The 22397-nt window shown below is 37.5% G+C and carries 23 protein-coding genes and 1 pseudogene; 15 read left to right on the top strand and 9 right to left on the bottom strand.

The genetic code is table 11. From position 1 onward, the window contains the following. Positions 1 to 5 precede the first annotated feature (5 nt). Both QJV33_RS06175 and QJV33_RS06170 read left to right on the top strand, forming a co-directional pair. Entirely contained in the window at positions 6 to 1739 is a 1734-nt protein-coding gene (locus QJV33_RS06175) for a ShlB/FhaC/HecB family hemolysin secretion/activation protein (protein WP_281462499.1), read from the top strand. A 420-nt stretch (positions 1740 to 2159) separates the two neighbouring features. After that, positions 2160 to 2414 (top strand): DUF3297 family protein, encoded by a 255-nt coding sequence (locus QJV33_RS06170; RefSeq protein ID WP_281462498.1) that lies wholly within the window; start codon positions 2160 to 2162, stop codon positions 2412 to 2414. A 47-nt stretch (positions 2415 to 2461) separates the two neighbouring features. Here the strand turns inward: QJV33_RS06170 and QJV33_RS06165 are convergent, their stop codons facing one another. From QJV33_RS06165 to QJV33_RS06155, 3 genes are all read right to left on the bottom strand, one after another. Next, positions 2462 to 3199: a dienelactone hydrolase family protein gene (locus QJV33_RS06165; protein ID WP_281462497.1), complete on the bottom strand. Its 738-nt coding sequence runs from the start codon at positions 3197 to 3199 to the stop codon at positions 2462 to 2464. A gap of 33 nt (positions 3200 to 3232) precedes the next feature. Further along, on the bottom strand, positions 3233 to 3682 hold the full coding sequence (locus QJV33_RS06160) for an META domain-containing protein (protein WP_281462496.1): 450 nt from the start codon (positions 3680 to 3682) through the stop codon (positions 3233 to 3235). A gap of 384 nt (positions 3683 to 4066) precedes the next feature. Beyond that, positions 4067 to 5128, bottom strand: a complete 1062-nt coding sequence (locus tag QJV33_RS06155; RefSeq protein ID WP_281462495.1) for an alpha/beta fold hydrolase — start codon at positions 5126 to 5128, stop codon at positions 4067 to 4069. Between the two features lie 135 nt (positions 5129 to 5263). Here QJV33_RS06155 and QJV33_RS06150 point away from each other — a divergent pair, with 135 nt between their 5' ends. From QJV33_RS06150 to QJV33_RS06105, 11 genes and pseudogenes are all read left to right on the top strand, one after another. After that, on the top strand, positions 5264 to 5452 hold the full coding sequence (locus tag QJV33_RS06150) for a zinc-finger domain-containing protein (protein ID WP_281462494.1): 189 nt from the start codon (positions 5264 to 5266) through the stop codon (positions 5450 to 5452). A 37-nt stretch (positions 5453 to 5489) separates the two neighbouring features. Beyond that, positions 5490 to 8276, top strand: a complete 2787-nt coding sequence (gene polA, locus QJV33_RS06145; protein ID WP_281462493.1) for a DNA polymerase I — start codon at positions 5490 to 5492, stop codon at positions 8274 to 8276. 355 nt (positions 8277 to 8631) lie between these two features. Beyond that, positions 8632 to 9102, top strand: a complete 471-nt coding sequence (locus tag QJV33_RS06140; RefSeq protein WP_281462492.1) for a glycine zipper family protein — start codon at positions 8632 to 8634, stop codon at positions 9100 to 9102. A gap of 436 nt (positions 9103 to 9538) precedes the next feature. Beyond that, on the top strand, positions 9539 to 10453 hold the full coding sequence (locus QJV33_RS06135; RefSeq protein WP_281462491.1) for an FAD-dependent oxidoreductase: 915 nt from the start codon (positions 9539 to 9541) through the stop codon (positions 10451 to 10453). A 14-nt stretch (positions 10454 to 10467) separates the two neighbouring features. After that, positions 10468 to 10665 (top strand): sulfur carrier protein ThiS, encoded by a 198-nt coding sequence (gene thiS / locus QJV33_RS06130; protein WP_281462490.1) that lies wholly within the window; start codon positions 10468 to 10470, stop codon positions 10663 to 10665. Next, a complete protein-coding gene (locus QJV33_RS06125; protein WP_281462489.1) occupies positions 10665 to 11426 on the top strand; it encodes a thiazole synthase in 762 nt (253 codons plus the stop codon). Before thiS ends, QJV33_RS06125 begins: the two co-directional genes overlap by 1 nt. Beyond that, positions 11427 to 12029, top strand: coding sequence for a thiamine phosphate synthase (locus QJV33_RS06120; RefSeq protein ID WP_281462488.1), 603 nt, complete (start codon positions 11427 to 11429; stop codon positions 12027 to 12029). After that, positions 12026 to 12994, top strand: coding sequence for a HesA/MoeB/ThiF family protein (locus tag QJV33_RS06115; RefSeq protein ID WP_281462487.1), 969 nt, complete (start codon positions 12026 to 12028; stop codon positions 12992 to 12994). The genes QJV33_RS06120 and QJV33_RS06115 overlap by 4 nt, the downstream gene beginning before the upstream one ends. 150 nt (positions 12995 to 13144) lie before the next feature. Then, positions 13145 to 13282, top strand: a pseudogene (locus QJV33_RS12075) (DUF7660 family protein); the annotation flags it as partial. A gap of 157 nt (positions 13283 to 13439) precedes the next feature. Beyond that, positions 13440 to 13736, top strand: a complete 297-nt coding sequence (locus tag QJV33_RS06110) for a hypothetical protein (protein ID WP_281462486.1) — start codon at positions 13440 to 13442, stop codon at positions 13734 to 13736. Positions 13737 to 13801: 65 nt separating this feature from the next. Further along, positions 13802 to 14410 (top strand): SCO family protein, encoded by a 609-nt coding sequence (locus tag QJV33_RS06105; protein WP_281462485.1) that lies wholly within the window; start codon positions 13802 to 13804, stop codon positions 14408 to 14410. A gap of 65 nt (positions 14411 to 14475) precedes the next feature. Here QJV33_RS06105 and QJV33_RS06100 read toward each other — a convergent pair whose 3' ends face one another. Both QJV33_RS06100 and QJV33_RS06095 read right to left on the bottom strand, forming a co-directional pair. After that, positions 14476 to 15480, bottom strand: coding sequence for an acyltransferase (locus QJV33_RS06100; RefSeq protein WP_281462484.1), 1005 nt, complete (start codon positions 15478 to 15480; stop codon positions 14476 to 14478). 30 nt (positions 15481 to 15510) lie between these two features. Continuing rightward, on the bottom strand, positions 15511 to 16308 hold the full coding sequence (locus QJV33_RS06095) for an energy transducer TonB (protein WP_281462483.1): 798 nt from the start codon (positions 16306 to 16308) through the stop codon (positions 15511 to 15513). A 162-nt stretch (positions 16309 to 16470) separates the two neighbouring features. Here QJV33_RS06095 and QJV33_RS06090 point away from each other — a divergent pair, with 162 nt between their 5' ends. Next, positions 16471 to 16947 carry a DUF2946 family protein gene (locus tag QJV33_RS06090; RefSeq protein WP_281462482.1) on the top strand — a complete coding sequence of 159 codons (477 nt, stop codon included), beginning with the start codon at positions 16471 to 16473 and terminating at the stop codon, positions 16945 to 16947. A 59-nt stretch (positions 16948 to 17006) separates the two neighbouring features. Then, positions 17007 to 19211, top strand: a complete 2205-nt coding sequence (locus QJV33_RS06085) for a TonB-dependent receptor (protein ID WP_281462481.1) — start codon at positions 17007 to 17009, stop codon at positions 19209 to 19211. On the opposite strand, the gene QJV33_RS06080 is transcribed toward QJV33_RS06085, so the two are convergent. The 4 genes from QJV33_RS06080 to QJV33_RS06065 all read right to left on the bottom strand — a co-directional run bounded on the left by QJV33_RS06080 (position 19201) and on the right by QJV33_RS06065 (position 22261). Further along, entirely contained in the window at positions 19201 to 19758 is a 558-nt protein-coding gene (locus QJV33_RS06080) for a gluconokinase (protein ID WP_281462480.1), read from the bottom strand. The genes QJV33_RS06085 and QJV33_RS06080 overlap by 11 nt on opposite strands. Before the next feature lie 16 nt (positions 19759 to 19774). Further along, positions 19775 to 20476 (bottom strand): ribose-5-phosphate isomerase RpiA, encoded by a 702-nt coding sequence (gene rpiA / locus QJV33_RS06075; RefSeq protein ID WP_281462479.1) that lies wholly within the window; start codon positions 20474 to 20476, stop codon positions 19775 to 19777. 82 nt (positions 20477 to 20558) lie between these two features. Next, the gene (gene pgl, locus QJV33_RS06070; protein WP_281462478.1) at positions 20559 to 21323 is read right to left on the bottom strand and encodes a 6-phosphogluconolactonase; all 765 of its coding nucleotides are present in this window, start codon (positions 21321 to 21323) and stop codon (positions 20559 to 20561) included. A gap of 86 nt (positions 21324 to 21409) precedes the next feature. Continuing rightward, complete coding sequence (locus tag QJV33_RS06065; protein ID WP_281462477.1) at positions 21410 to 22261, bottom strand: Cof-type HAD-IIB family hydrolase; 852 nt, start codon at positions 22259 to 22261, stop codon at positions 21410 to 21412. Between the last annotated feature and the right edge of the window lie 136 nt (positions 22262 to 22397).

Below are 22397 nucleotides of genomic sequence, written 5' to 3'. Positions count from 1 at the left end.
TAAGCATGGAAAAACTCAAGATTATCTTTAAAATATCATGTCTATACTTTATCCTCCTTTCTCCCGCTGCAAATCAGGCATTTGCTTATTACAACAACAACCAATATCTCCGTTCACTTCAATATTTACAATATCAACAACGCCAACAAAGAATGGATACATCAGATGCCCTGCCACCCAGTATTAAAATGAAAAGTGAGGATTTTCCCTTTAAACTTCACAACTGTGTGGAAATCAACTTAATTACCGTTGAAAACGCCTACAAATTATCACCATCAACAGTGCATCATATCACCAAAAAATGGGAAAACCGATGCCTAACCGTTGATGACCTACATCAGTTATTAAATACATTAAATCAACAATATATTGACCAAAAATATATTACATCCCGTATGTATTTTCCTAAACAAGATTTATCTTCTAGACATTTACGTATTTCTGCAATGGAAGGGAAACTAGAGTCCTTTATATTTAATGGCGAAGAAAAAGGAACTTACGAGTTCTTAGCTTTTCCTTGGCAACGAAATGATGTTTTGGATTTTGAAGATATTGCTCAAGGGATCGACCAATTAAATCGGATACCCAATTGGGAAATTTCTATGAAAATCGTGCCTGGTCAAGATCCCAACGCATCCGTTGTCAACATTGAATTACCAAATGCGGGGATCATCCATGGTAAAGTTTTCTCTGACAATTACAGTCAAAGTAATTCAGGTCGCACAATGGGACGTTCTATAGTAACCACAGGTAATTTATTACATCTATTAGACGTATGGTCTTTTGAGTACGATCATTCCTTAAATGCACGACAAAGTATCGGACATAATTCATTCTTTACTGTACAAGGTTCTATCCCAATGGGTCCATGGATATTTTTTGGAGGATGGTGGCGCTCTGATGATATGTATAATCCTACATATATCAAAAATTATCCTCAACGTGCAGACTCAACACAGAAAAATTTTCATGCAGGTTTTTCCAGAGTCATCAATAGAACCCGTATTGACGTTACTTCTATTCGTATAGAATACCAAACAGAAACTTTTGAAAATTATACTAACCATCAAAAATTACGTTCACAAAGTGCTACTTTGTCCTCTCTCAATATCAGTGCAAACGAATTCTTAAAAATATGGGGACGTACGTGGTTTTTAAGCTTGGGTAGCAAAATTGGATTAAATGAAATGGCTACGAAAACATATGTAGTCAATACTGGGGAATATAATCCTCATGTGAAATACGTAAAGCCTTTTATTGATATTGATGGATACAGCCCCATTACTAAATCACTTGTCTGGCACACCTCTATTCATGGTGAATATAGCAATAAAAACCAATATAATAACAGTAAAATACAAATTGGCGGTCCCTATACCGTTCGAGGATTTCTTAAACAAAGTTTAATAGGTAATGCAGGAATTTTTATGCGCAATGATCTGTTTTGGACATTACCTACAGAGCACATGAAATGTGGTTCTTATCAAGGTTTTTGCGATACATTTATTAAAGGAACAGAAATATATACCCTCCTTGATACAGGGATGATCCGTGCTGTATTCGACCATTCAACCCAATCAAACATAAGAAAAAGCGGGAATATTGCAGGCTCAGGAATAGGCATAAGACGCACCGGAAAACGGTTTATATGGGACGCATCCGCAACCCATGCCATTACAACCAGTGGGCTGCGTCCAGAAGGGTGGATCGCATCCTTTCAAGCAGGTGTAAACTTTTGATAGAACAATAAAAATGAGGGTATATCACAATATGATTTTTACTGACTGTTTCTTTAAACTGTTAAAGAAGTATATTCCCGTTGACTCATAGAATACGACAAATATTCGTAATCTTCATGTAACTTGTAATACCTGACAGAACCACCATCCGAAAGGTACTAATCAAACTTCATTCTTAAAAATCTATTCGTTTAAATAAGTTAATAAAAAAAGTAGGCGAATGAAACACCTACTCTTGAGAAATAAAAGTGACAGATTCAAACGACCGATCTAATATAAAATTCACATATAGTAAAATTTCTTTCTCTATAAAATCAATAAACAACTAATTATCCAACGATTTCCCTTGTCATGTTTCAGTTTTTTTTTGTAATAGATAAAAGCACTCTAATTAAAGATTACAAACAAGGAATCTCTGTCATGACCGATACTCTTCCCGATCGTTTATCTGCTGACCCCAGCAGTCCTTATTACAACGAAGAATTACTGAACCGTGGGGTTGGTATTCGTTTCAAAGGTGTGGAAAAAGACAACATCTTGGAATATTGCATCAGTGAACAATGGGTGAAAGTAACCGTTGGTAATACTGTAAAACGTGATGGAACACCCATGACAATGAAACTCAATGGTCCTGTTGAGGCTTATGTCAAAGAAAAAACTGACGAAGAAAAATAAATAGTAAAAAAGCATTATATTACTCTCATATAATGCTTTTTCTTTCACTATAAGTTCCGCGCAAATAAACGAATCACTAATCCCATACATAATTGGAACAATTCTGCATCATAACGCGGACCTTCATCGCGTAAGAAGGCGTGTTGAGCATTGAATTCATGCCACTCATACACAGCACCTGCTTTTTGTAATGCTTGTTGGATTTGAAGACGACCTTCAAAAGGCACATGAGGATCCTGTCTTCCAAAGACAAACATCGTTTCCCCTTTAAGCTCTGCCAAACGATGAATTGTATCATCATTCTGCCCTTGCCCCAAGGTTGAATCATGGACATTGGTTGGATAAAAACAAGCTGCCGCCAGCACATTAGAATTCAATGCTGCTCTTAACGCCAAATGTCCACCTAAACAAACGCCCATTGTCCCAACTTTGCCATTGCCATGTTCGTAGTGTTTTGCCCACTCAATCACAGTATCCGCATCTGAGTCATACGCAGAAATCGGCTTTTCAAACTTTAAACAATTTCCACGGTCAGTGCCTTCTTTATCATATTCCAGCACTGTGCCTAATGGCTCATACTCATGATACACCTCTGGCACAATCACAATATATCCTTGCCCTGCAATATACTCAGCCAGACGGCGAATAGGTTGAGTGACTTGATAAATCTCGGAATAGAAAATTACACTTGAATATTGACCATCTGCAACGGGGCGAAAAATATGACAGCGCATCAGACCTGTTGGCGTTTTTAAATCAACAATTTCATTGGTTTGAATAATCATTTAGCCACCTATTTTTTTTAATTTTATAATCTATTATTTAGCCCAACGTGCGATAATCAAAGAATGATTTTGTGCGTCTTTCAACCTTAAAATTTTTCCATGAATAGAATAAGAATGAACTTCTTTTAAATAGTTAAACAAACGATCGTCTTGTGTATTCACATCGTCAGACAAACATTTTTCATGGGTTGTCACCACATCATGAATCGTCACTTTATCATCATGCTGGTCAAATTTTCCCATAAATTTATTACATAAACCACGACCTGTTACTCTATGCGTATAGGGATTAAAAGAGATAGAAGCATAATTCCTTTCCCCTTGATAGGTTTGAATAGTTTTGGATTGATTATATAAAGTTTCAATACGCCAAACAGATTCATCAAACGGAGCAATAGCTTGTGTGACCGTTTGAGCATAAGCAACACCGCTCCCTAACATGATTTGCACCCCTAGAACCCACGAAAAAATATTCTTCAACATTCCAATCAACCTTATAATAAAAGAAGAATAATGTCATAATTTCAAGAATGTATAAAGGTCTACTCTATCAATAAAATATCATATTCATTGCCGTCACTCAGTTTTTTTGACTGTCTATACAAATAAAAAAACTACTAGTGGATCGTTGTCTTAATCAAAGTCTCAATATAAATCACCCTTTAAACCAGCACCACTTTTACCTTAAAGTAACCGCTTATTTGAAGAGCGATATTATAAAAAATAGTGAATTTTTATAATCACAACTTTATTCTATCTAAAAATATTATTATTTTATCGTAAAAATATAACAAGACCTATTTTAAATCATCCTCTGTTAGGGATTAATTCTGAATTAAACCCATAATACATAACATAATACATAACTTACTGAACAATATTATCCATCTGGCTAGGCATAAAAAATGGAACTTTACCGTTGCCATGAACAGACATCCATGCCGCCGTTGCAGCATCTCCACCTGATGGCAACCATTGGTCAGAATCATTAATCCAAGAAATAATATCTTTTACTACGATTTTACGGTTTTTATCTCTTAATAATAAATGATAGCCACCTGGCACGTAATCTTTTCGAACCCATTTGGGGAATTGTTTCCACACAGAGTACATAGATGATGCGGGGACTAGCTGATCGTTATCACCATATAAAACCAAACTATGATATTTAATTCTAGGAGCTGCCTTAATCGCATCATCCATCAACTTTACCAATCCATATAGTGCCTTAACTCTACTGTTATGAAGCGTTAATGGATTAAAATATAATCGAATCAAAGAATCATTATTATCACTGGCCGTTACTCTTTTAACAGGTGTTTTGCTTGGGTTTAGTCGCCAATTGGGTGCGACAAGGTTCAAAAACCGTAAAGAAATATCCCCCACAACGCCAATTTGTTTTGACCCCCAAACCGCAGGGGCTAGCAGAATATATCCATTGACTCGAGGGGCATCATCACGAGCAGCCAGACACATTAATACCGCCCCGCCCATGCTTTCCCCCATTAAATAAATTGGAGTATTGGGAAAACGTTTTTTTATAATAGCCACTTCCTCAACAACATCTTGCACCATTTGATTGGTGCTTGACCATTTTCCACGCCAAGGCGCTTGACCAAATCCTCTTTGATCTGGGGAATAAATACTAATACCTTTATCAACAAAATATTCTGCTGAATCTTCCCATGCATCACGGCTATCATTAAACCCGTGCAATGCAAGAATAATCACACGTTGTGCAGGAGCCTGCCATATACGCAACGGAATCTTGGCACCATCCGACAAAATCAACCATTCACTGGCTGGAATCAAGTTTTTATATCGCGCATAAGGATCATTTGAGTTTTGTTGTTGAACCATTTCAACAGTTTTTTGGCTATTTTTTGCCTGCGCATTATGGCTATTCCCACCTAAAAAACTGCACCCCATTATAAAAGAGAAGCACATACGACAGAAATGTGTTAGAAAGGATCGATTTAAAATTCTCATGGGACACTCAATACATAATATCTATATAGTTTTTTAGTATTGACGTTTCTTTTAATAATAAACAAGGATATTTTAATGAAAACCGAACAAGAACTTTATCAAAACCCACAACGCGGACAATTCGAAACCGTCTATGTTGATAAAAAAACTGTTTCTTGCGAAGGAAATAACCCAGCATTAGGGCACCCTCGTGTCTTTTTAAAATTAAAAGACAATAAAGCGGTTTGCCCTTATTGCTCTAAAACATTTCTTTTCCAAGAATAATCGCATAAAACCCATTCATAATATAGATTTTACCTTCATGCCCTCTTCTTCTGCAGAAAAACATCTTATCTTGGTCGATGGATCAGGTTTTATCTTTCGTGCTTTTCACGGAATTCCTCTTATGTTGGATCCCTTTGGAACCCCAGTCAATGCGGTTTACGGATTTACCAATATGATGATGAAAATCATCCGTGAACGCACTGCAAGCCACATGGCAGTTATCTTTGATGCAGGACGAAAAACATTTAGGAATGATATTTATCCTGATTATAAAGCACAAAGACCACCGCCGCCAGAAGAGTTAATCCCTCAATTTGCGTTGGTAAAAGAAGCCTCTCGTTTATTAGGACTGCCAACCATCGAAATGATAGGATGGGAAGCTGATGATCTTATTGCCAGTTACGCCAAAGCAATGGTAAAAGCTGGAGGGCAATGCACGATTATTTCATCAGACAAAGACCTGATGCAATTGGTCAATGACCATGTTTGCATGCAAGATCCGATCAAAGAAAAAATTATTCGAGAACCCGAAGTGATCGCCAAATTTGGTGTTCAACCCTCACAAATGATTTCTTTGCAAGCATTAATGGGGGATTCCATAGATAATGTACCTGGTGTGCCTGGCATTGGTCCTAAAACAGCTGCGGCTCTGATTAATGAATATGGATGTTTAGAAGATGTCTTAGCTGCTATTCCAACGATGAAAGCATCTAAACGCCGTGATAATTTAGAAGAACATCAGGAAAATGCACGTATTTCTTATCAACTTGTTCAATTAAAAGACGATCTTGATCTACCAACACCCATAGATGAATTGGGATGTTGTCAAACTCAAGAAGGACCCTTAATTGAATGGTTACAAAAAAGAGGGTTCCGTTCTATCTTGGCAAGATATACAAAAGGGCAATCCTCTCCTTCCCAACCATCATCTTCATCCAGCACTTTATCAGCACCTGTAAAAGAAGAAAATAAAGATCACTCTCATATTCTTTCCCCTGCTTATGAGAATTATGAAACGATTACTTCCATTGAGCAGCTACAGAACTGGATAAAGTTGGCTCAAGAAACTCATTATTGTGCGCTTGATACAGAAACCGATAGCTTAAACGCATTGCAAGCCAATATTGTTGGCATATCCATGGCAGTTGCACCAGGCAAAGCCTGTTATATTCCTATTGCGCATCAACAGGACAATTTATTCGAAGAACAAAGCGCGCAGCAAATTCCTGTTGCTGAGTTAATCACAACTTTCAGCCCGCTATTTACTGATCCCTCTGTTTTAAAAATCTTTCACAATGCCAAATATGATTTCCTTGTTTTCAAACATAATGGCTTTCCTATTCCTTTTCCATATGATGATACAATGATGATTTCATATGTCCAAGCAACAGGAAAACATCGTCATAATATGGATGAATTGGCAGAGCTTCATCTTGACCATAAAAATATTTCTTATGATGAGCTTACTGGCACGGGACGGAAACGAATCTCATTTGAACAAGTTGCCATTAACAAAGCAACCGATTATGCTGCCGAGGATGCTGATGTTACATTGAGATTATGGCTGTTATTACGTCCTGAAATGCGCTCTTTACATGTACTGAGCTTGTATGAAGAAATGGAGCGCCCTTTAATCAATGTTCTGACACAAATGGAGCAAGATGGGATTTTAATTAATCCTGATTTGTTACGGTCTTTGTCAGAAGAATTCAGCCAGAAAATAGCAATACAAGAAAAAGAAATTCATCAACTGGCAGGGAAAAAATTCAATGTTGCTTCCCCTAAACAACTTGGAGAAATCTTGTTTGATGAGATGGATTTACCTGGCAGTAAAAGAATGAAAACGGGAGCTTGGGGAACGGATTCCAAAGTCCTACAAGAACTCAGCGATAAAGGCCACACCATTGCCGATCGAATCCTGACGTGGCGACAGTTGGCTAAGTTAAAATCAACCTATACAGATGCTTTAATCGAACAAATTAACCCACAAACAGGGCGCGTTCATACCAGTTTTAATATAGTAGGCACCGTAACGGGGCGTTTATCATCTACGGATCCCAATTTGCAGAACATTCCTATCCGTAGTGAGGAAGGTGGGAAAATCAGAGCTGCATTTATTTCTGCCCCTGGTCATGTCTTGGTTTCTGCGGATTACTCCCAAATTGAATTGCGCTTATTGGCTCATGTCGCAAATATTCCTCAGCTTAAAGAATCCTTTATTAATCACGAGGATATTCACGCCAGAACAGCTTCTGAAGTGTTTAACACTCCCATTGAAGGGATGGATCCCTTAGTTCGTCGGCAAGCTAAAGCGATTAATTTTGGTATTATTTATGGAATCAGTGCTTTTGGATTAGCCAAACAACTAGGCGTTTCAGCTGGAGTTGCAAAGCAATATATCGATACTTATTTCGACCGTTACCCTGAAATAAAAACCTATATGCAAACAACACAAGAAGAAGCCAAAGAAAATGGTTATGTGTTAACGCCTTTTGGTCGAAAATGTTGGATTGCAGGGATTCAAACTGCCAAAGGACCAATGCGTGCTTATGCAGAACGCCAAGCTATCAATGCACCTTTACAAGGTGGGGCTGCGGATATTATTAAAAATGCCATGTTAGATATGGATAAAGCCATCAAAGAACATCAATTACAAGCAAAGATGCTATTACAAGTTCATGATGAGCTTTTATTCGAAGTCAAAGAAGAAGATGCTGAGAAACTGATTCAATTAGCCAAGGAAGCGATGGAAAAAACGGTTCAACTCTCTATTCCTTTAGTTGTTGAAACGGGTATTGGAAAAAATTGGTCAGAGGCACATTAGCCCTTATGAAATACAGACTGTTTATAAAAATAATCTTTATTGCTGCTGTATTTCAACCTTGCTTTATTTTCAATAGCCTTAATGCCTAAGAAAGATATAAAGATCGATCTTTTAATTAAAACTATTCATTTGTATAAAGCATTTAAAAAGATCAAAAATTTTACAACATTAAATAAATAATATTTTACAGAATAGAATAAACCCTTGTAATTTTATTTTTTCTCACTGTAAAACAATGATCAAAATAGTATTATGTGTATCTTGTTACTGGTCAAAGACCATACTCTTAGCACATTCATATACTACAGGATTCCTAATTTGATTTCTTTATTTGTACATGAAAAGGTTAAGTATAATGAAAATTTATAAACTCCGCACTGTTGCTTTTATGGGGGCAATTCTATCACTGACTTCCTGTGCTGAAACACCACTAGGACCACAAGTACAAATGACTCCTCCTCCTGGTAAAACATTTGAACAGTTCTTAGCTGAAAAGCAAGATTGTCAAAAATATGCTGCTAATGATGTCCAAGGACAAGCATCCCATCAGAATAAAAAAGCCATTATTGGTGGATTACTTGCCACAGGCGCTGGAGCTGGACTGGGCGCTGCTTTAGGTGGTGGCTCTGGTGCTGCGATTGGCGCTGCTGGAGGTGCATTGGGGGGTGGCTTGAACGCAACCAGTTACTCCAACGGTAAGCAAGGCAATATTCAAACACAATATGACCAAACCTATACGGCTTGCATGGTTTCTCGTGGTAATAAAATGAAACCTGATGCGGTCGTTGTTCAACCCAATGGTGATAACTCAGTTTACGCACAATAAAATATATAAATTACATCAGATGGATAAGATTTTTTCATATTTTATAAATCTTGCCATCTGAACCTTAGGGCGGAATTATATTTTATTCAAAACAAATATTCATATATAATCCCAGATAAATCACTTGCCTGTTAAGATAATAACAAAAACTTTAGATTTTTTTATTATTGTTATGTAACAAATATAAAAATATTTTATTGACTTCTTTTTTTCAGACTTAATATAATATAAGCCATAATTAGATATTCGTGTCGAAAAAGAGTAAACAGAATAGTACATAAGGATTAGTAGTTTTTTAAACAAAATCCAATTCATGTAAACAATATAGTCAAAACAATTTATAATTCTTTGTGAAGGTTATCTTTTGTCAAATTAATATTGAACAAGAAAAGAGTATGTTTATTATTATGTTCTCTTACAAAGTGAAAATGATATTATGAGTGGTTGGTCTGTTATCGGTAGTGGCGTCACAGGATTATGTGTCGCGACAGTGCTATCTGAATATAATGAAAAAGTCGAAGTTATTGAATCCCCTGATGTAAAAACTGCATCCTTATTGGCTGGTGGAATGTTAGCCCCTTTTTGCGAAGGGGAAAGTGCGCCTGATATCGTCGTTGAATATGGAATGACAGCCATCGAATGGTGGTCAAATCATGTCAGCAGTGTAAAAAAAACAGGGACATTGGTCGTTGCACCAGCACGTGATACCATTGAGCTTAAAAACTTTGCCAATAAAACACACTCTCACACATGGGTTGCACCTGAATCCTTGGAAAGTGATTTATCCAATCGATTTTCACAAGGGCTCTTTTTTCCAGAAGAAGCTCATTTAGACCCAAGATTATCTTTAAAAGAATTACGATCAACATTAATCGAAAAAGGCGTCGTTTTTCATACCAACACTCCATCAGGAAAAATTATTGATTGTACTGGAATTAACGCAGCAAAATCACTCCCTAACCTCAGAGCTGTCAGAGGTGAGATGTTGATTTTTGAATCTCACGATGTTTCTTTTTCACGCTCTATTCGTTTATTACATCCACGTTTTCCGTGTTATTTAGTACCACGTCATAATGGACAATTTATGTTGGGCGCAACAATGATAGAAAGTCATGATGACAGCTCAATCAGCGCCAAAGCGTTAATAGAAATGCTTGGGTCTGCATATGCCATTCATCCAGCATTTGCCGAAGCAAGACTTGTTGAAACAGGAACAGGACTAAGACCTTCTTTCCCCAATAATGTCCCCGAGATTATCTATCAAGATAGTCGTTTCTTTATCAATGGCATGTATCGTCATGGCTTTTTACTAGCACCCTATATGGCACAACAATTCGTCGAAAAACTCTAGGTGGAAAAATTTCAATGAATATTTATTTAAATGGAAATTTATTAACAACGTCTGCACAAACACTCTCTGATTTATTAAAAGAGCAAAATATAGATTGCACTGTTGTCGCAACTGCGATTAACGGTGATTTTGTTCCTCGACATGTTTATGAGACAACAGCAGTCACAGAAGGTTCTAAAATTGAAATTCTATCCCCTATGCAAGGAGGATAATGATGTTTTACGATCATAAAATCAACTCTAGACTTTTGTTGGGAACAGCAGGCTATCCCTCACCAGAAATTCTTGCGGATGCGATTACAGAATCACAAACGGAAATCATCACTGTTAGTCTAAGACGAGAAGGAAAAGCAGGTGCTTCTTTTCGTACGCTTTTAAACCAAGTCAATAAGAAATTTTTACCCAATACCGCAGGCTGTCATACCGTTAAAGAAGCAGTAACAACTGCCCAAATGGCCAGAGAACTTTTTAATACTGACTGGATTAAATTAGAAGTAATTGGGAATGCAGATACATTACAACCTGACCCTTTTGCTTTGGTCGAGGCAGCACGTATTTTATGCCAAGATGGTTTTAAAGTTTTTCCATATACAACAGAAGACTTAATCGTAGGAGAGAAACTACTAGAGGCAGGTTGTGAAGTATTAATGCCATGGGGAGCTCCCATCGGTTCTGGGCAAGGATTAAGAAACATAGAAGCCTTACGCACAATGCGTTCTTATTTCAAAAATATTCCCTTAATTGTTGATGCGGGAATAGGATCACCAAGCCAAGCTGCACATGCTATGGAAATAGGATTTGATGGAGTTTTATTAAATACTGCAGTTGCCAAAGCAAAAGATCCTATCATGATGGCAGCAGCATTTCGTGATGCGATTATCGCAGGACATAAGGCTTATCATGCAGGATTAATGGAAAAGCGCGATATGGCATATGCTTCCACTCCTATTTATGGTTTGGCGGATTTTAATTAAATGGAACGTTTTTATCTTATTACTGACTCGGTTGATCTTATCAAACAGCTTCTGCCTATTGGGGTAAAACTCGTCCAATTGCGTATTAAAAATATGCCCCTCGATCAATTAAGGCAGCATGTTTATGAAACCAAACTCTATTGTGAGAAATATAATGCACAATTGATTTTAAATGATTATTGGCAATTGGCTTTGGAACTGGGAATTAATTTTGTTCATTTGGGTCAAGAGGATTTATGTGATGCTGATTTTAATGCCTTACGTCGTGCTGATATACATTTTGGCTTATCAACGCATGATAAAGCGGAATTAGAGTTAGCCTTATCCTTTAACCCGCATTATATTGCATTGGGACCTATCTATCCAACGAAATTGAAAAAGATGAAATGCCCTCCTCAAGGGTTGGATCGCATCACATTATGGAAGCAAAAAATTAGAGATATTCCTCTTGTTGCGATAGGTGGGATCACTCCTGAACGAATAGAAAATATATTACACGCAGGCGCTGATAGTGTAGCTGTGGTAACGGATATTCAATGCGCTGTTGATCCTATCCATCGTTGTAATGAATGGCTTGCTCAAATTCGGAAAAGCTGTTCATGATGCAACGCTATGAAAGACAAATGCGATTGCCAGAAATTGGTGAAAATGGGCAGCATAAGTTACAAGCTGCTCGTGTCCTAGTTGTGGGTTGTGGTGGATTAGGTTGCACGGTTTTACCACTTTTATGCGGTGCTGGTGTTGGATATATTCGCCTTTACGATCATGATATAGTTGAAGAACATAATTTACATCGACAAATTTTGTATCGGATGGAGGATATCGGTAAAAGTAAAGCAATATCTGCAAAGACAATATTAAATCAATCTAATCCTCATTGCGCCATAGATGTGCATCAAGAAAGATTAACGCCTAGCAATGTCAACCAAGCTTTGCAAAATATAGATTTGGTTATTGATGCCTCAGACAGCTTTATGGTTACCTATATCTTATCAGATGCATGTCTGAAATTGTCACTACCATTGATTAGCGCCTCTGTAATTGAGAGACAAGGATATGTTGGTGGCTTTTGTGGTAGCGCACCCAGTTACAGAGCTTTATTTCCTAAAATGCTATTAGCAGATGGAAATTGTAATACGGTAGGGGTAATGGGACCGATCGTATCTATTTTAGGAGCAATACAAGCCCAAATGGCGTTAAGTGTCTTACTTGATTTTACCCCTACCCCATTAGGACAATTAATTAATGTCGATTGTCGCACATGGCATTTCACCGACTTCCGTTTTGACCAAGCTCAAGAACCCCAAGAAAATAATATTACCTTTATCGATCGTAATGATCTTCTACCTGATGATTGCATTATCGAATTAAGAGATAGTCGAGAAGCTCCACAAAGTGTAAGAGTGAATGTGATCCGCCTTTTACCCAATGAAATTGTTGCATGGCAACCGCCTTTGTCACAACGTATTGTTTGTGTGTGCAAAACTGGTGTCAGGGCAGCAAGAGCAGCCTATGCATTACAACCAACAATTACAAATGAAATTGTTATTTTGGTCGATAATCAATAAATTATATTATAAAAATCATATAATATGACTTTGATTGCTTTGGGTACAGATCGACTTTTTAACAAATTTTATAGTATAACTAGTCATACTTATTTTCATTCATCAATACAACAATGACAAAGCCTATTACCACTAAAAGAAAATTTTCGTCAAAACTTACATAACCATCCAGAGGAATGGGAAAATAAAGATTTATCTTCTTTTCTCAAAGCAATGCGAACATGGATCGAAAGTGTAGAGGAATATTATAAAAATATAAACCAATATCCTCCCACTCATATTTTATGAAATATATTTACAGATTTCCTGCAAGCTGCCAAAATATATGAATAACTAGTATAATTCACTCTTAGTCAAGAATAGCATCAAATAAAAATTTTATATTACCTTGTTGATATCTTTGTCGTTGTTATCCATGACTGCTTATGCTGAGGAATGTAAGAATATGACGGGAACATTTCAAATTATTCCTTTTCTTGATTCTAGCGGTATGAATAGTATAATGCAAGATTTCGCCGATGCTCATCTTGGAAAGCCATTCTTCAAAATCGACACGCAAAACAACCAAGTAAAAGTAACGGGTTTACTTCATGGAAACATATATGCAATAATATTAGAGTCCCTTAAAAATGATGCTGTTATTGATACCGTATTTGATAGTCCTGTTACTACCTGTTTTGCAAAAATAAATCATAAAGCGAGCATCGCCCAAGTTGATATAGGTAAAATAAACCAACAATAATAGACCACACCCAATTTACCCCTTTCACTATACCCTCTATACACCAATAAACCCAAGTAAGTTCAATGACACAGAAAAAGAAAATACCCTTTTGGGCGATCATCGCCATTGCATTTTTAATCGCTTTAGGTGGTGGAGCCTTCGGGATCTTTTATACCAAAAAAACAATCCAAACCCCACCGCAACAAACTGCAACAATTGGTGGAGGATTTCAGTTACTCAGCCCTTCTGGAAACGTTGTCAGTAACGGCAGCTTTAGAGGACGATGGATGTTAATGTATTTTGGAGCCTCTCGCTGTCTACATGATGTATGCAGTCAAAATTTAAACAAGATGGGTAAAGTGATAGAGTTATTAGGGAATAAATCATCGCAACTTGCCTCCATTTTTATTTCTTTTGATAGCCAATATGATACTCCTGAACGATTGATGTTATATATGAAACCTTTCAATAGTAAAATTATCGCATTATCAGGGGGTGAACTGGCTATCCGAGATATTTCTATTTTATATCATGTTCCGTTTAAAACGCTTCAAGTCACTGAAAAAACAAAATTGATTGACCCTTATGACCAATTTATTTTAATGAATCCAACAGGACAATATAATCGCTCGATCAGCGTTAATGAATCAGCAGAGCAATTGGCTGAAACATTAAATACGATTATTCAATAATATATGATAATCAAACATAGATTATATATATTTTAAATAATCTATCTTTGATTTTATATCAAAAATCATAACAAAATTGCTCGGATATATTTAATGTAACCACATCCTAAACAAAATATAAAAGAAGCAATGAATACTATAGCACTATTCACAAGTGGTCCTATGATTGGCGAGCCAAAATAACAAAAACCATAACGGAACATGATTTCTGTAACAAGCACATGACATAGATAAATACCAAAAGAGCATTCTCCAATCTTATAAATCAACCAAGCCAATTTTCCTTTAATAAAACTCAAATCAGCATGAATAAAGCCATTAAACAATACCAAAGAAGAAGTAAAAACAAAGAACGTTGTATCTGTAAACCAATAATCAACAAAGCTTCTGTTTTGATAGGTTGAAATCATTGCTAAGATCATATTCATAATAATCAATGCGCTATATAAAGCGATGCCGTACGCCTTTTTCATTTTCTTTAAAATAAACGGCACAACCAAAGCAAAAACCAAATAGGCTGGGATATCAAAATAAAACCCTGAAATAGGAACTATTTTTATTCCGAAAAGCAGCAAAAATTGATATAAAGAAGGCAATGTTATTGCAAATATAAACACAAGAATAACAATAGGTTTATACTCATTTTTATTAGCGTTTTTTGCAAAAGACATTAATAACGGTAACAGAAACGAATATCCAATAAATATATATAAAAACCACAAATGATAGACCCTTGGGCTGCTTAATATTCCCCAAAATGTTCCCCAACTATGCGGGTTTAAAAAATACCAATAAATCAACGACCATGCTAAGAAAGGAAGTATAAGCCTTTTTACCCGTTTCATATATTGAAATGGTTTATTACTGGTAAAATAAAGATAAGCACTAATGATAAAAAAAACAGGCACACAAAATCTGGATATTGTGTAATAAAAATAAATAACACCCCATCCCAGAATATCTCTGTGCATCAAACTATTATCAACGAAATAAGGTGCAGAGTTATGTATTAAAATTACAGCAAGAATTGCAAGGCATCTTAATACTTCAATATTAATATTTTTTCTCACCTATTTCCCTTATGAATACATAATTAAAGGTTAATTATTTTTATTTAATGAAAAGTTGACAGGCACACTTGTTTTGATGACTGGCTGCCCTGGTGCAGGCTGGCATTTAATTGCCCGCACAGAACTCACTGCGGCACGATCCAAAGCTGAAAAGCCGCTTGTTTCAATCACCTCGACATGCTGTATCTGCCCATCAGGCAAGAGTTGATATCCTACTTGAACTGTTCCTTCTTCATGTCGCCGACGCGCAGCCATTGGATATTCTTTGGATAAAGCACTGCATCGTTGTGCTACAGAAATATTTTTAACCACAGGTTTACTCGCATGAACCGCATTCTCTGATGGCTGTGTTGCCTGTTGTCCAACTTGAGAAAACGCGGAACGTGTCACTTCACTCTTCTTTGGTCTTACTGATGATTGTGGGCGAGAAGAAACTTTTTCTTGTACCAAAGGTTGAGGTTTAACGACTGGTAAAGGCGCAATAGAATCACTTTGAGGCAACGACTCTGATGGTGTAGAAGAATCTATTGATAGACTTTGAAGGTCTTTATTTACTATATCAGGTAATTCTGGGACTTGTTCAGGAATAGGAAGTGTTTCAGGCGCTTCAAAAGCCACTTCTATCGTTGAATGCAAAGGATTATCTTGCTTTGGAATATCCATGCACCAAAAAGCAATCAACAAACAGAAACCATGCAACAAGACAGCAACGAACCCATCCCCTACCAAACGCCCTTTACCTATTTTTGTCAAAGCAGGTATCATACGCTTTGGTGGAACAGCCATCTCTAGAACATGCATAGATGGTAAAATCGGTTCCTGTTTCATCGTTTCATTTTGCAACCATATTTATTGATATAGTTTTATTCTTTGTTTTGTTGATATACCTGCCACACCAAGAAAGCAATTCTCTATTCCAATAAAATGATATTTGACAATCGCGTTCTTTTTAACCAGAAAAGAAACACAGTATAAAATGTAAGATCGTCAATGCAGCCTTTTAATTTACATATTAATTGGATACAAAATAGAAATAAAATCCAGCATTCTGGTTTTTTGTACATGATCTATGTCGTTTTGACGCTCTTTATCCTCCAATTACTGATTTCACCTTTAACATTCAGTAATTGGTGGCATTGCCCAATGATGATGGGTGAAACCGCTTCTTCTATGACATCGATGGATATGGAAGACTGCATGCATATGGAGCATATGCAGCAATCCAAAGAAACAAAGCAAGATCACCATCAAAAATCTCAACATGGAATGGTTTTATGCCCTCTATGCACCAGTTTTGCCTTACCTACTCCTCTATTATCAGGCAATCCTGAACTTCCCGCATTAAGTGTTGTTCTTATTGCTTTTCAGATCAAAGCTTATTTCTCTCAAGCACCTCCAACCCCTTTAACTAAAAGCAACCCTCCCCGAGCGCCTCCATCTTTTGATTCTGATACTGCTTCTCTTTAAATAATTTAAAGAGAGCTTACTCTATTTTTATCTAATTTATATCAGATCAGAGTCGAACCATGTTCCCTTCTAAACGCTCAAGCTATAAACTCTCGTTGATGCTTTCTGTCTTTTTTATTCATACAGCATCCACTTTTGCAGCAGAAACACCGTCTTCTTCTGCACAGTCAGTATCCACAAACACAGCTCCTATTCCAACGATTAATATTAACGCCGATGATGTCTCTGATAACCCAACAGAAATCACACCAGGCAATACCCTTCTAAAAGCTGATCAGCTAAAAAGCATTGTCAATAACAGCCCCGATACAGGTGCTTTATTGGAAAACCAAATGGGGGTTAGCCTCTATAAATCAGGACGTATTGCCTCTTTACCAGCTTTAAACGGAATGGCAGATGATCGGGTGGCTACCGTCATTGATGGGATGCGCATTACTGGGGATTGCCCCAATCATATGAATCCAGCGCTTTCATATTTGAACCCCCATGATGTATCCGTTATTAACATCATGGCTGGAATAACCCCCGTCAGTCTAGGTGGAGACAGCACAGGAGGAACCATCGATATAAAACGAAAATCCCCCGTTTTTTCCAAGAAAAAAGACAAAATCGTCGTCAACGGACAAGTCTCTGGCTTTTTCCATAGTAATGGTAAAGGATTAGGCGCTTCTGGGGATGTTACGGTTGCTAATGACCATCTCAGTATCCGCTATAACGGCGGATGGTCTCAATCAAGAAATTATCACGCTGGCGCTGGTGGGGGTCAGGTGAAGTCTACTCAATATAAAATGTTTAACCATGATGTGACCTTAGCCTATAAAAAAGACAACCATGTATTATCGTTAAACCTAGGTCAAACAGACACACCTTACGAAGGCTTTCCCAATGCCTATATGGATATGACAAAAAACCAGTCTGTATTTATAAACGGTAACTATAAAGGTGACTTTGATTGGGGGACTTTGGAAGCACGTGGTTATTGGCAACGTGTCACCCACGCCATGAATATGCTTGGGGACAAAGGTGGGCACACCGCAACCACAGGTATGCCCATGAATAATATCGGACGTCTGGCTGGATATGATATCAAAAGCAGTATTTATTTGGACAATAAAAACACCCTGCGTATCGGTAATGAATTCGCATATTATACCCTCAATGACTGGTGGCCAGCCTTGCAAGGCAGCATGATGATGGGTCCAAATACTTATCATAACATCAATAACGGTCATCGCAATCGTTTAGGAACCTATGCTGAGCTTGAAACCCAATGGAACCGCAAAGTAACAACATTGCTGGGTGTCAGAAACGATGTGGTCATGATGAATACTGGGCAAGTTTCTGGATATCAAGGCTTCACTGGCATGAATGCCGCAGAACGCGCCGCAATCAATCGTTTTAATCGTGCAGATCGTGGAAAAACAGATGTTAATTTCGACGTCACCGCCCTTGTACGCTACAAAGTTGATCCCCATTTAACTTGGGAAACAGGATACGCCAGGAAAACACGTTCTCCTAATTTATATGAACGCTATTCTTGGGGAACTACAGGCATGGCAATGCGTATGGTTGGTTGGTTTGGAGATGGAAATGGATATAGAGGAGATATTAACCTCAAACCTGAAATCGCCAATACCATCAGCACCAGCTTTAATTTCCATGATGTCAAACAAGAAGTCTGGGAGTTAAAAATCCAACCTTATTATACCTATATCCATCATTATATTAACGTCAATTATCTCGGCAGTGCCTCAGGGCGTGCAGGAACCACCATTTCAAACTTGCAGTTTGCCAATCATAATGCGCAATTATATGGGGTCAATTCTGTTGGAACCTATAATGTATGGAATAATAAGAAATTTGGTAAAGGCGTTTTACGCGGTAATTTAAACTGGGTCAGAGGCACAGATTTAACCAATCACACGAACCTCTATCATATGATGCCCGTCAATGGCACTCTAAGTCTTAATCAATATATTGGGGCATGGAGCGGTCGTATTGAAGGGGAATTTGTGAATGCCAAAGGTCTAACCGATCCACTACGTCGTGAACCAAAAACACCTGGTTATATTTTATTGAACCTAGGCACCAGCTATACTTGGAATATGTTCCGTCTTGATGCCAGTATCGAAAACGTTATGAATAAAAAATATTACTTACCAATGGGTGGATTATCCATTGGAGATTTAATAGCAAACAATCAAGTCCGTGCTTTACCGGGCATTGGACGCTCTTTTAACGTTTCCTTAACCGCTAGCTTTTAATTGAGATTTGCTGTAATCGGAGTAATACCTTTTGCAGCACCTCTTCAAAAGGATCGTTTGCTACAGTAATCTTGATAAAATCCTCATCTGCTTCTGGAGTATCTAACGTTTCGAGTTGACTTGATAGCAAACTGGCAGGCATAAAATGCCCTTTCCGTTTTTGCAAACGCTGTAACAATATTTCTGGAGGCACATCAATATAAATAAAATAAAAAGAGCCATAAATATCTTTTCTTAAAATATCACGATAACTCTTTTTCAAAGCCGAACAGGTCAAAATCCCACAGCCATTACTTTTGGTTTGACGTTCCTTTAGCCAATCATGGCACTTTTGCAACCAAGGCATACGGTCTTCATCGGTCAAAGGAATTCCCTGTGACATTTTTTGAATATTATGCTCGGAATGCAGGTTATCTCCTTCTTGAAAAGGCCAATTTAATTGTTGTTGCAATCCTTTGGCAAGCTTGCTTTTCCCACAACCAGAAACACCCATTATAACCAGTAAACAAGGTGTGATCAAAGAAAGATCAGCTATGGGATTATTCATTAAAAAGGTACTCCATCTATTTTAAATGTTGTATTCCATCATGCCCTGCAATTAAAACCTCATCCGTACAATGGACAAATAAACCATTTTCCATCACCCCGACAATTTCATTAATTGCTTTTTCTAATTGTGCAGGCTCTGTAATTAATCCAAAATTACAATCCAAAATCATATTGGCACCATCTGTTAAAAAAAATTCCTTACTCTCTTTTTTCAAACGAATAGAAATTTTTGCACCAATCTTTTCAAGATGTTTGGCGGTTGCTTCCCATCCAAAAGGAGTTACCTCTACAGGCACTGGTGTATGATCGCCTAATTGATCCACCATCTTACGCTCATCAACCACCACTACAAATTTCTTAGCTGCATAACGAACAATTTTTTCCCTTAATAATGCGCCCCCCAACCCTTTGATTAAATGATAATGCTGATGCGTAACCTCGTCAGCACCATCAATATCCAAATCCAGCTCTGGACATTGACCCAAAGTCGCCAATTCGATACCAAAAGACTGCGCCAAATGTGCTGTCTCCACAGACGTTGGCACACCAATAAAACGCAAGCCCTCTTCTTGCCATCGTTTTCCCAAAGCACGCACAACACAAGCAGAAGTACTGCCACTCCCTAACCCCACTATCATCCCCGAAGTGACTAAAGAAGCAGCAACCTTTCCTACTTGTTGTTTATAAATTTCTATTTGACTTACGTCCATACTCATCAACTATTTTCCCCTGATATAGCAAAACAAATCCTCTATACCCTCCACTCGTGATCGGCTATAGAGTTATTCTTTATATAACTTACTCACCACCTGCTGCACGATCAAGAATCCAATGTAACTCTCCCTCGGTTGTGATTGCTGCAGAAGGATAGGGTTTGTTTTCATCACGCACTTCGCGAATAATTTGCGCTTTACTTTCGCCACTGACCACGAACATCACAAAACGACTGGAAGCAATCGCAGGATAGGTTAATGTCATTCTTTTATGAGGAGCATCAGAGGGTTGACTCCAAGATACCCATTTCTCTTGCTCGTGTAAAACAGGCGTGCCAGGAAATAAAGACGCTGTATGACCATCACCACCCAAACCCAACAAGACTATATCAAATAATGGCTTCCCTTTTTGTAGCGTATCAGAACCATAAATCGCTTGTAACTCAGCTTGATAGATTTCAGCCGCTTTTACTGGATCATCCAACACCGGCATTGGATGGACATTACGAAAAGGAATATCAATATGAGCCAACAAAGATTCTTTGACCATATGAAAATTACTGTCTGAATCGGTATGTGGAACCATTCTTTCATCGCCAAAGAACAAATGAATTTTGTGCCATGGCATGCGATCTGTATATTCAGAACTGCCTAATAATTCATATAATCTTTTAGGCGTCGATCCGCCTGACAAAGCAATACGCAGGGGTTCCCCCTTTTTTTCTTCTGCATGATGTAAAATAGAACTGGCTAAATACTCTGCTTGCGCAATTACATCGGATAATACCAGCACATACCCTGTTGTCGCTGTATGGCCTTTTTCCCCTATATCTTCTATTTTATCACTCATTATAAAATCCTTTTTGTACACAATAATTTTTAATTAAAATAAATCATAACGAAAATTTACTATTTTCACTATAAAATAAAGCGCCATTATGCCCTTGGTAAAATATAATGTTCTACCGCATAAGCCCAACCATTCTCCTCGTTGCTCTTCGTTTGAAAATGCGCGTGTTGGTGAACATTTGCAGTTGATTGTCCCATAGCAATAGATAGACCCGCAATTTCCAGCATAGGAATATCATTATCCATATCGCCAATACAGGCAATCTCTGAAATATCTATTCCATATTGCTTGCCCAATTCAATCGCTGCTGACCCTTTGTTGGCTTTGGGATGGGTAATATCTAAATAATGATCTGAGGAACGTAAAGCTCTGACTGTATTGGGATATTTTTCATTGATATGTGCCGCTAACTCATCCAGCAATGCTGTATTAGAGGACACACCCTCGATTTTTACAATTCTATTTCGATAGTCATTAATATGTTTCAAAAGCTCTGGATCAGAACCCACCACCGCCTTTTCATGAGAAATATAGGGGTCATTCATATCAAACACAACCCAATCAAACCCTCCAAAAACCCACGCTTTTACGTCACGACTATGCAGCAATTCATAGACTTCATGCGCATCCTGAGTATTCATCGCCATACTGGATACAACAGTACCATCATTGCCAATAATTTCCCCACCATTCAACGCTGCAAAAGGAGTTAATATATTCAACTCTTTAAAAAACATCTGAATCCCTTGCGGGGGTCTGCTGCTGACCAGACATAAATGAATGCCTGCTTTTTGTAATTTTTCAGCAGCGGCAAATGCCTCTGGTGTTATCTTTTTATCATTTGTTACTAAGGTTCCATCAATATCGGAAACCAGTAATTTTATTTTACCTGATACTTCTTTTGTCTTTTTCATATGACTCATAGTAGAGAAATTCAACCTAACCTCCTTCACAAAATATAGTTATTTATTGTTTATCCTATCATGAAAATTAAAACTGTCTCTAAGGAAAACATCTCTATAAAGTAGAATATATATGAACTCGATATCCTTTCATTCCAATAAAAAACCCCGC

Source organism: Commensalibacter nepenthis (assembly GCF_029953305.1).
Lineage (GTDB): Bacteria > Pseudomonadota > Alphaproteobacteria > Acetobacterales > Acetobacteraceae > Commensalibacter > Commensalibacter nepenthis.
Note: the sequence above shows the minus strand (reverse complement) of the source record. Positions and strands in the feature narration are given on the sequence as shown.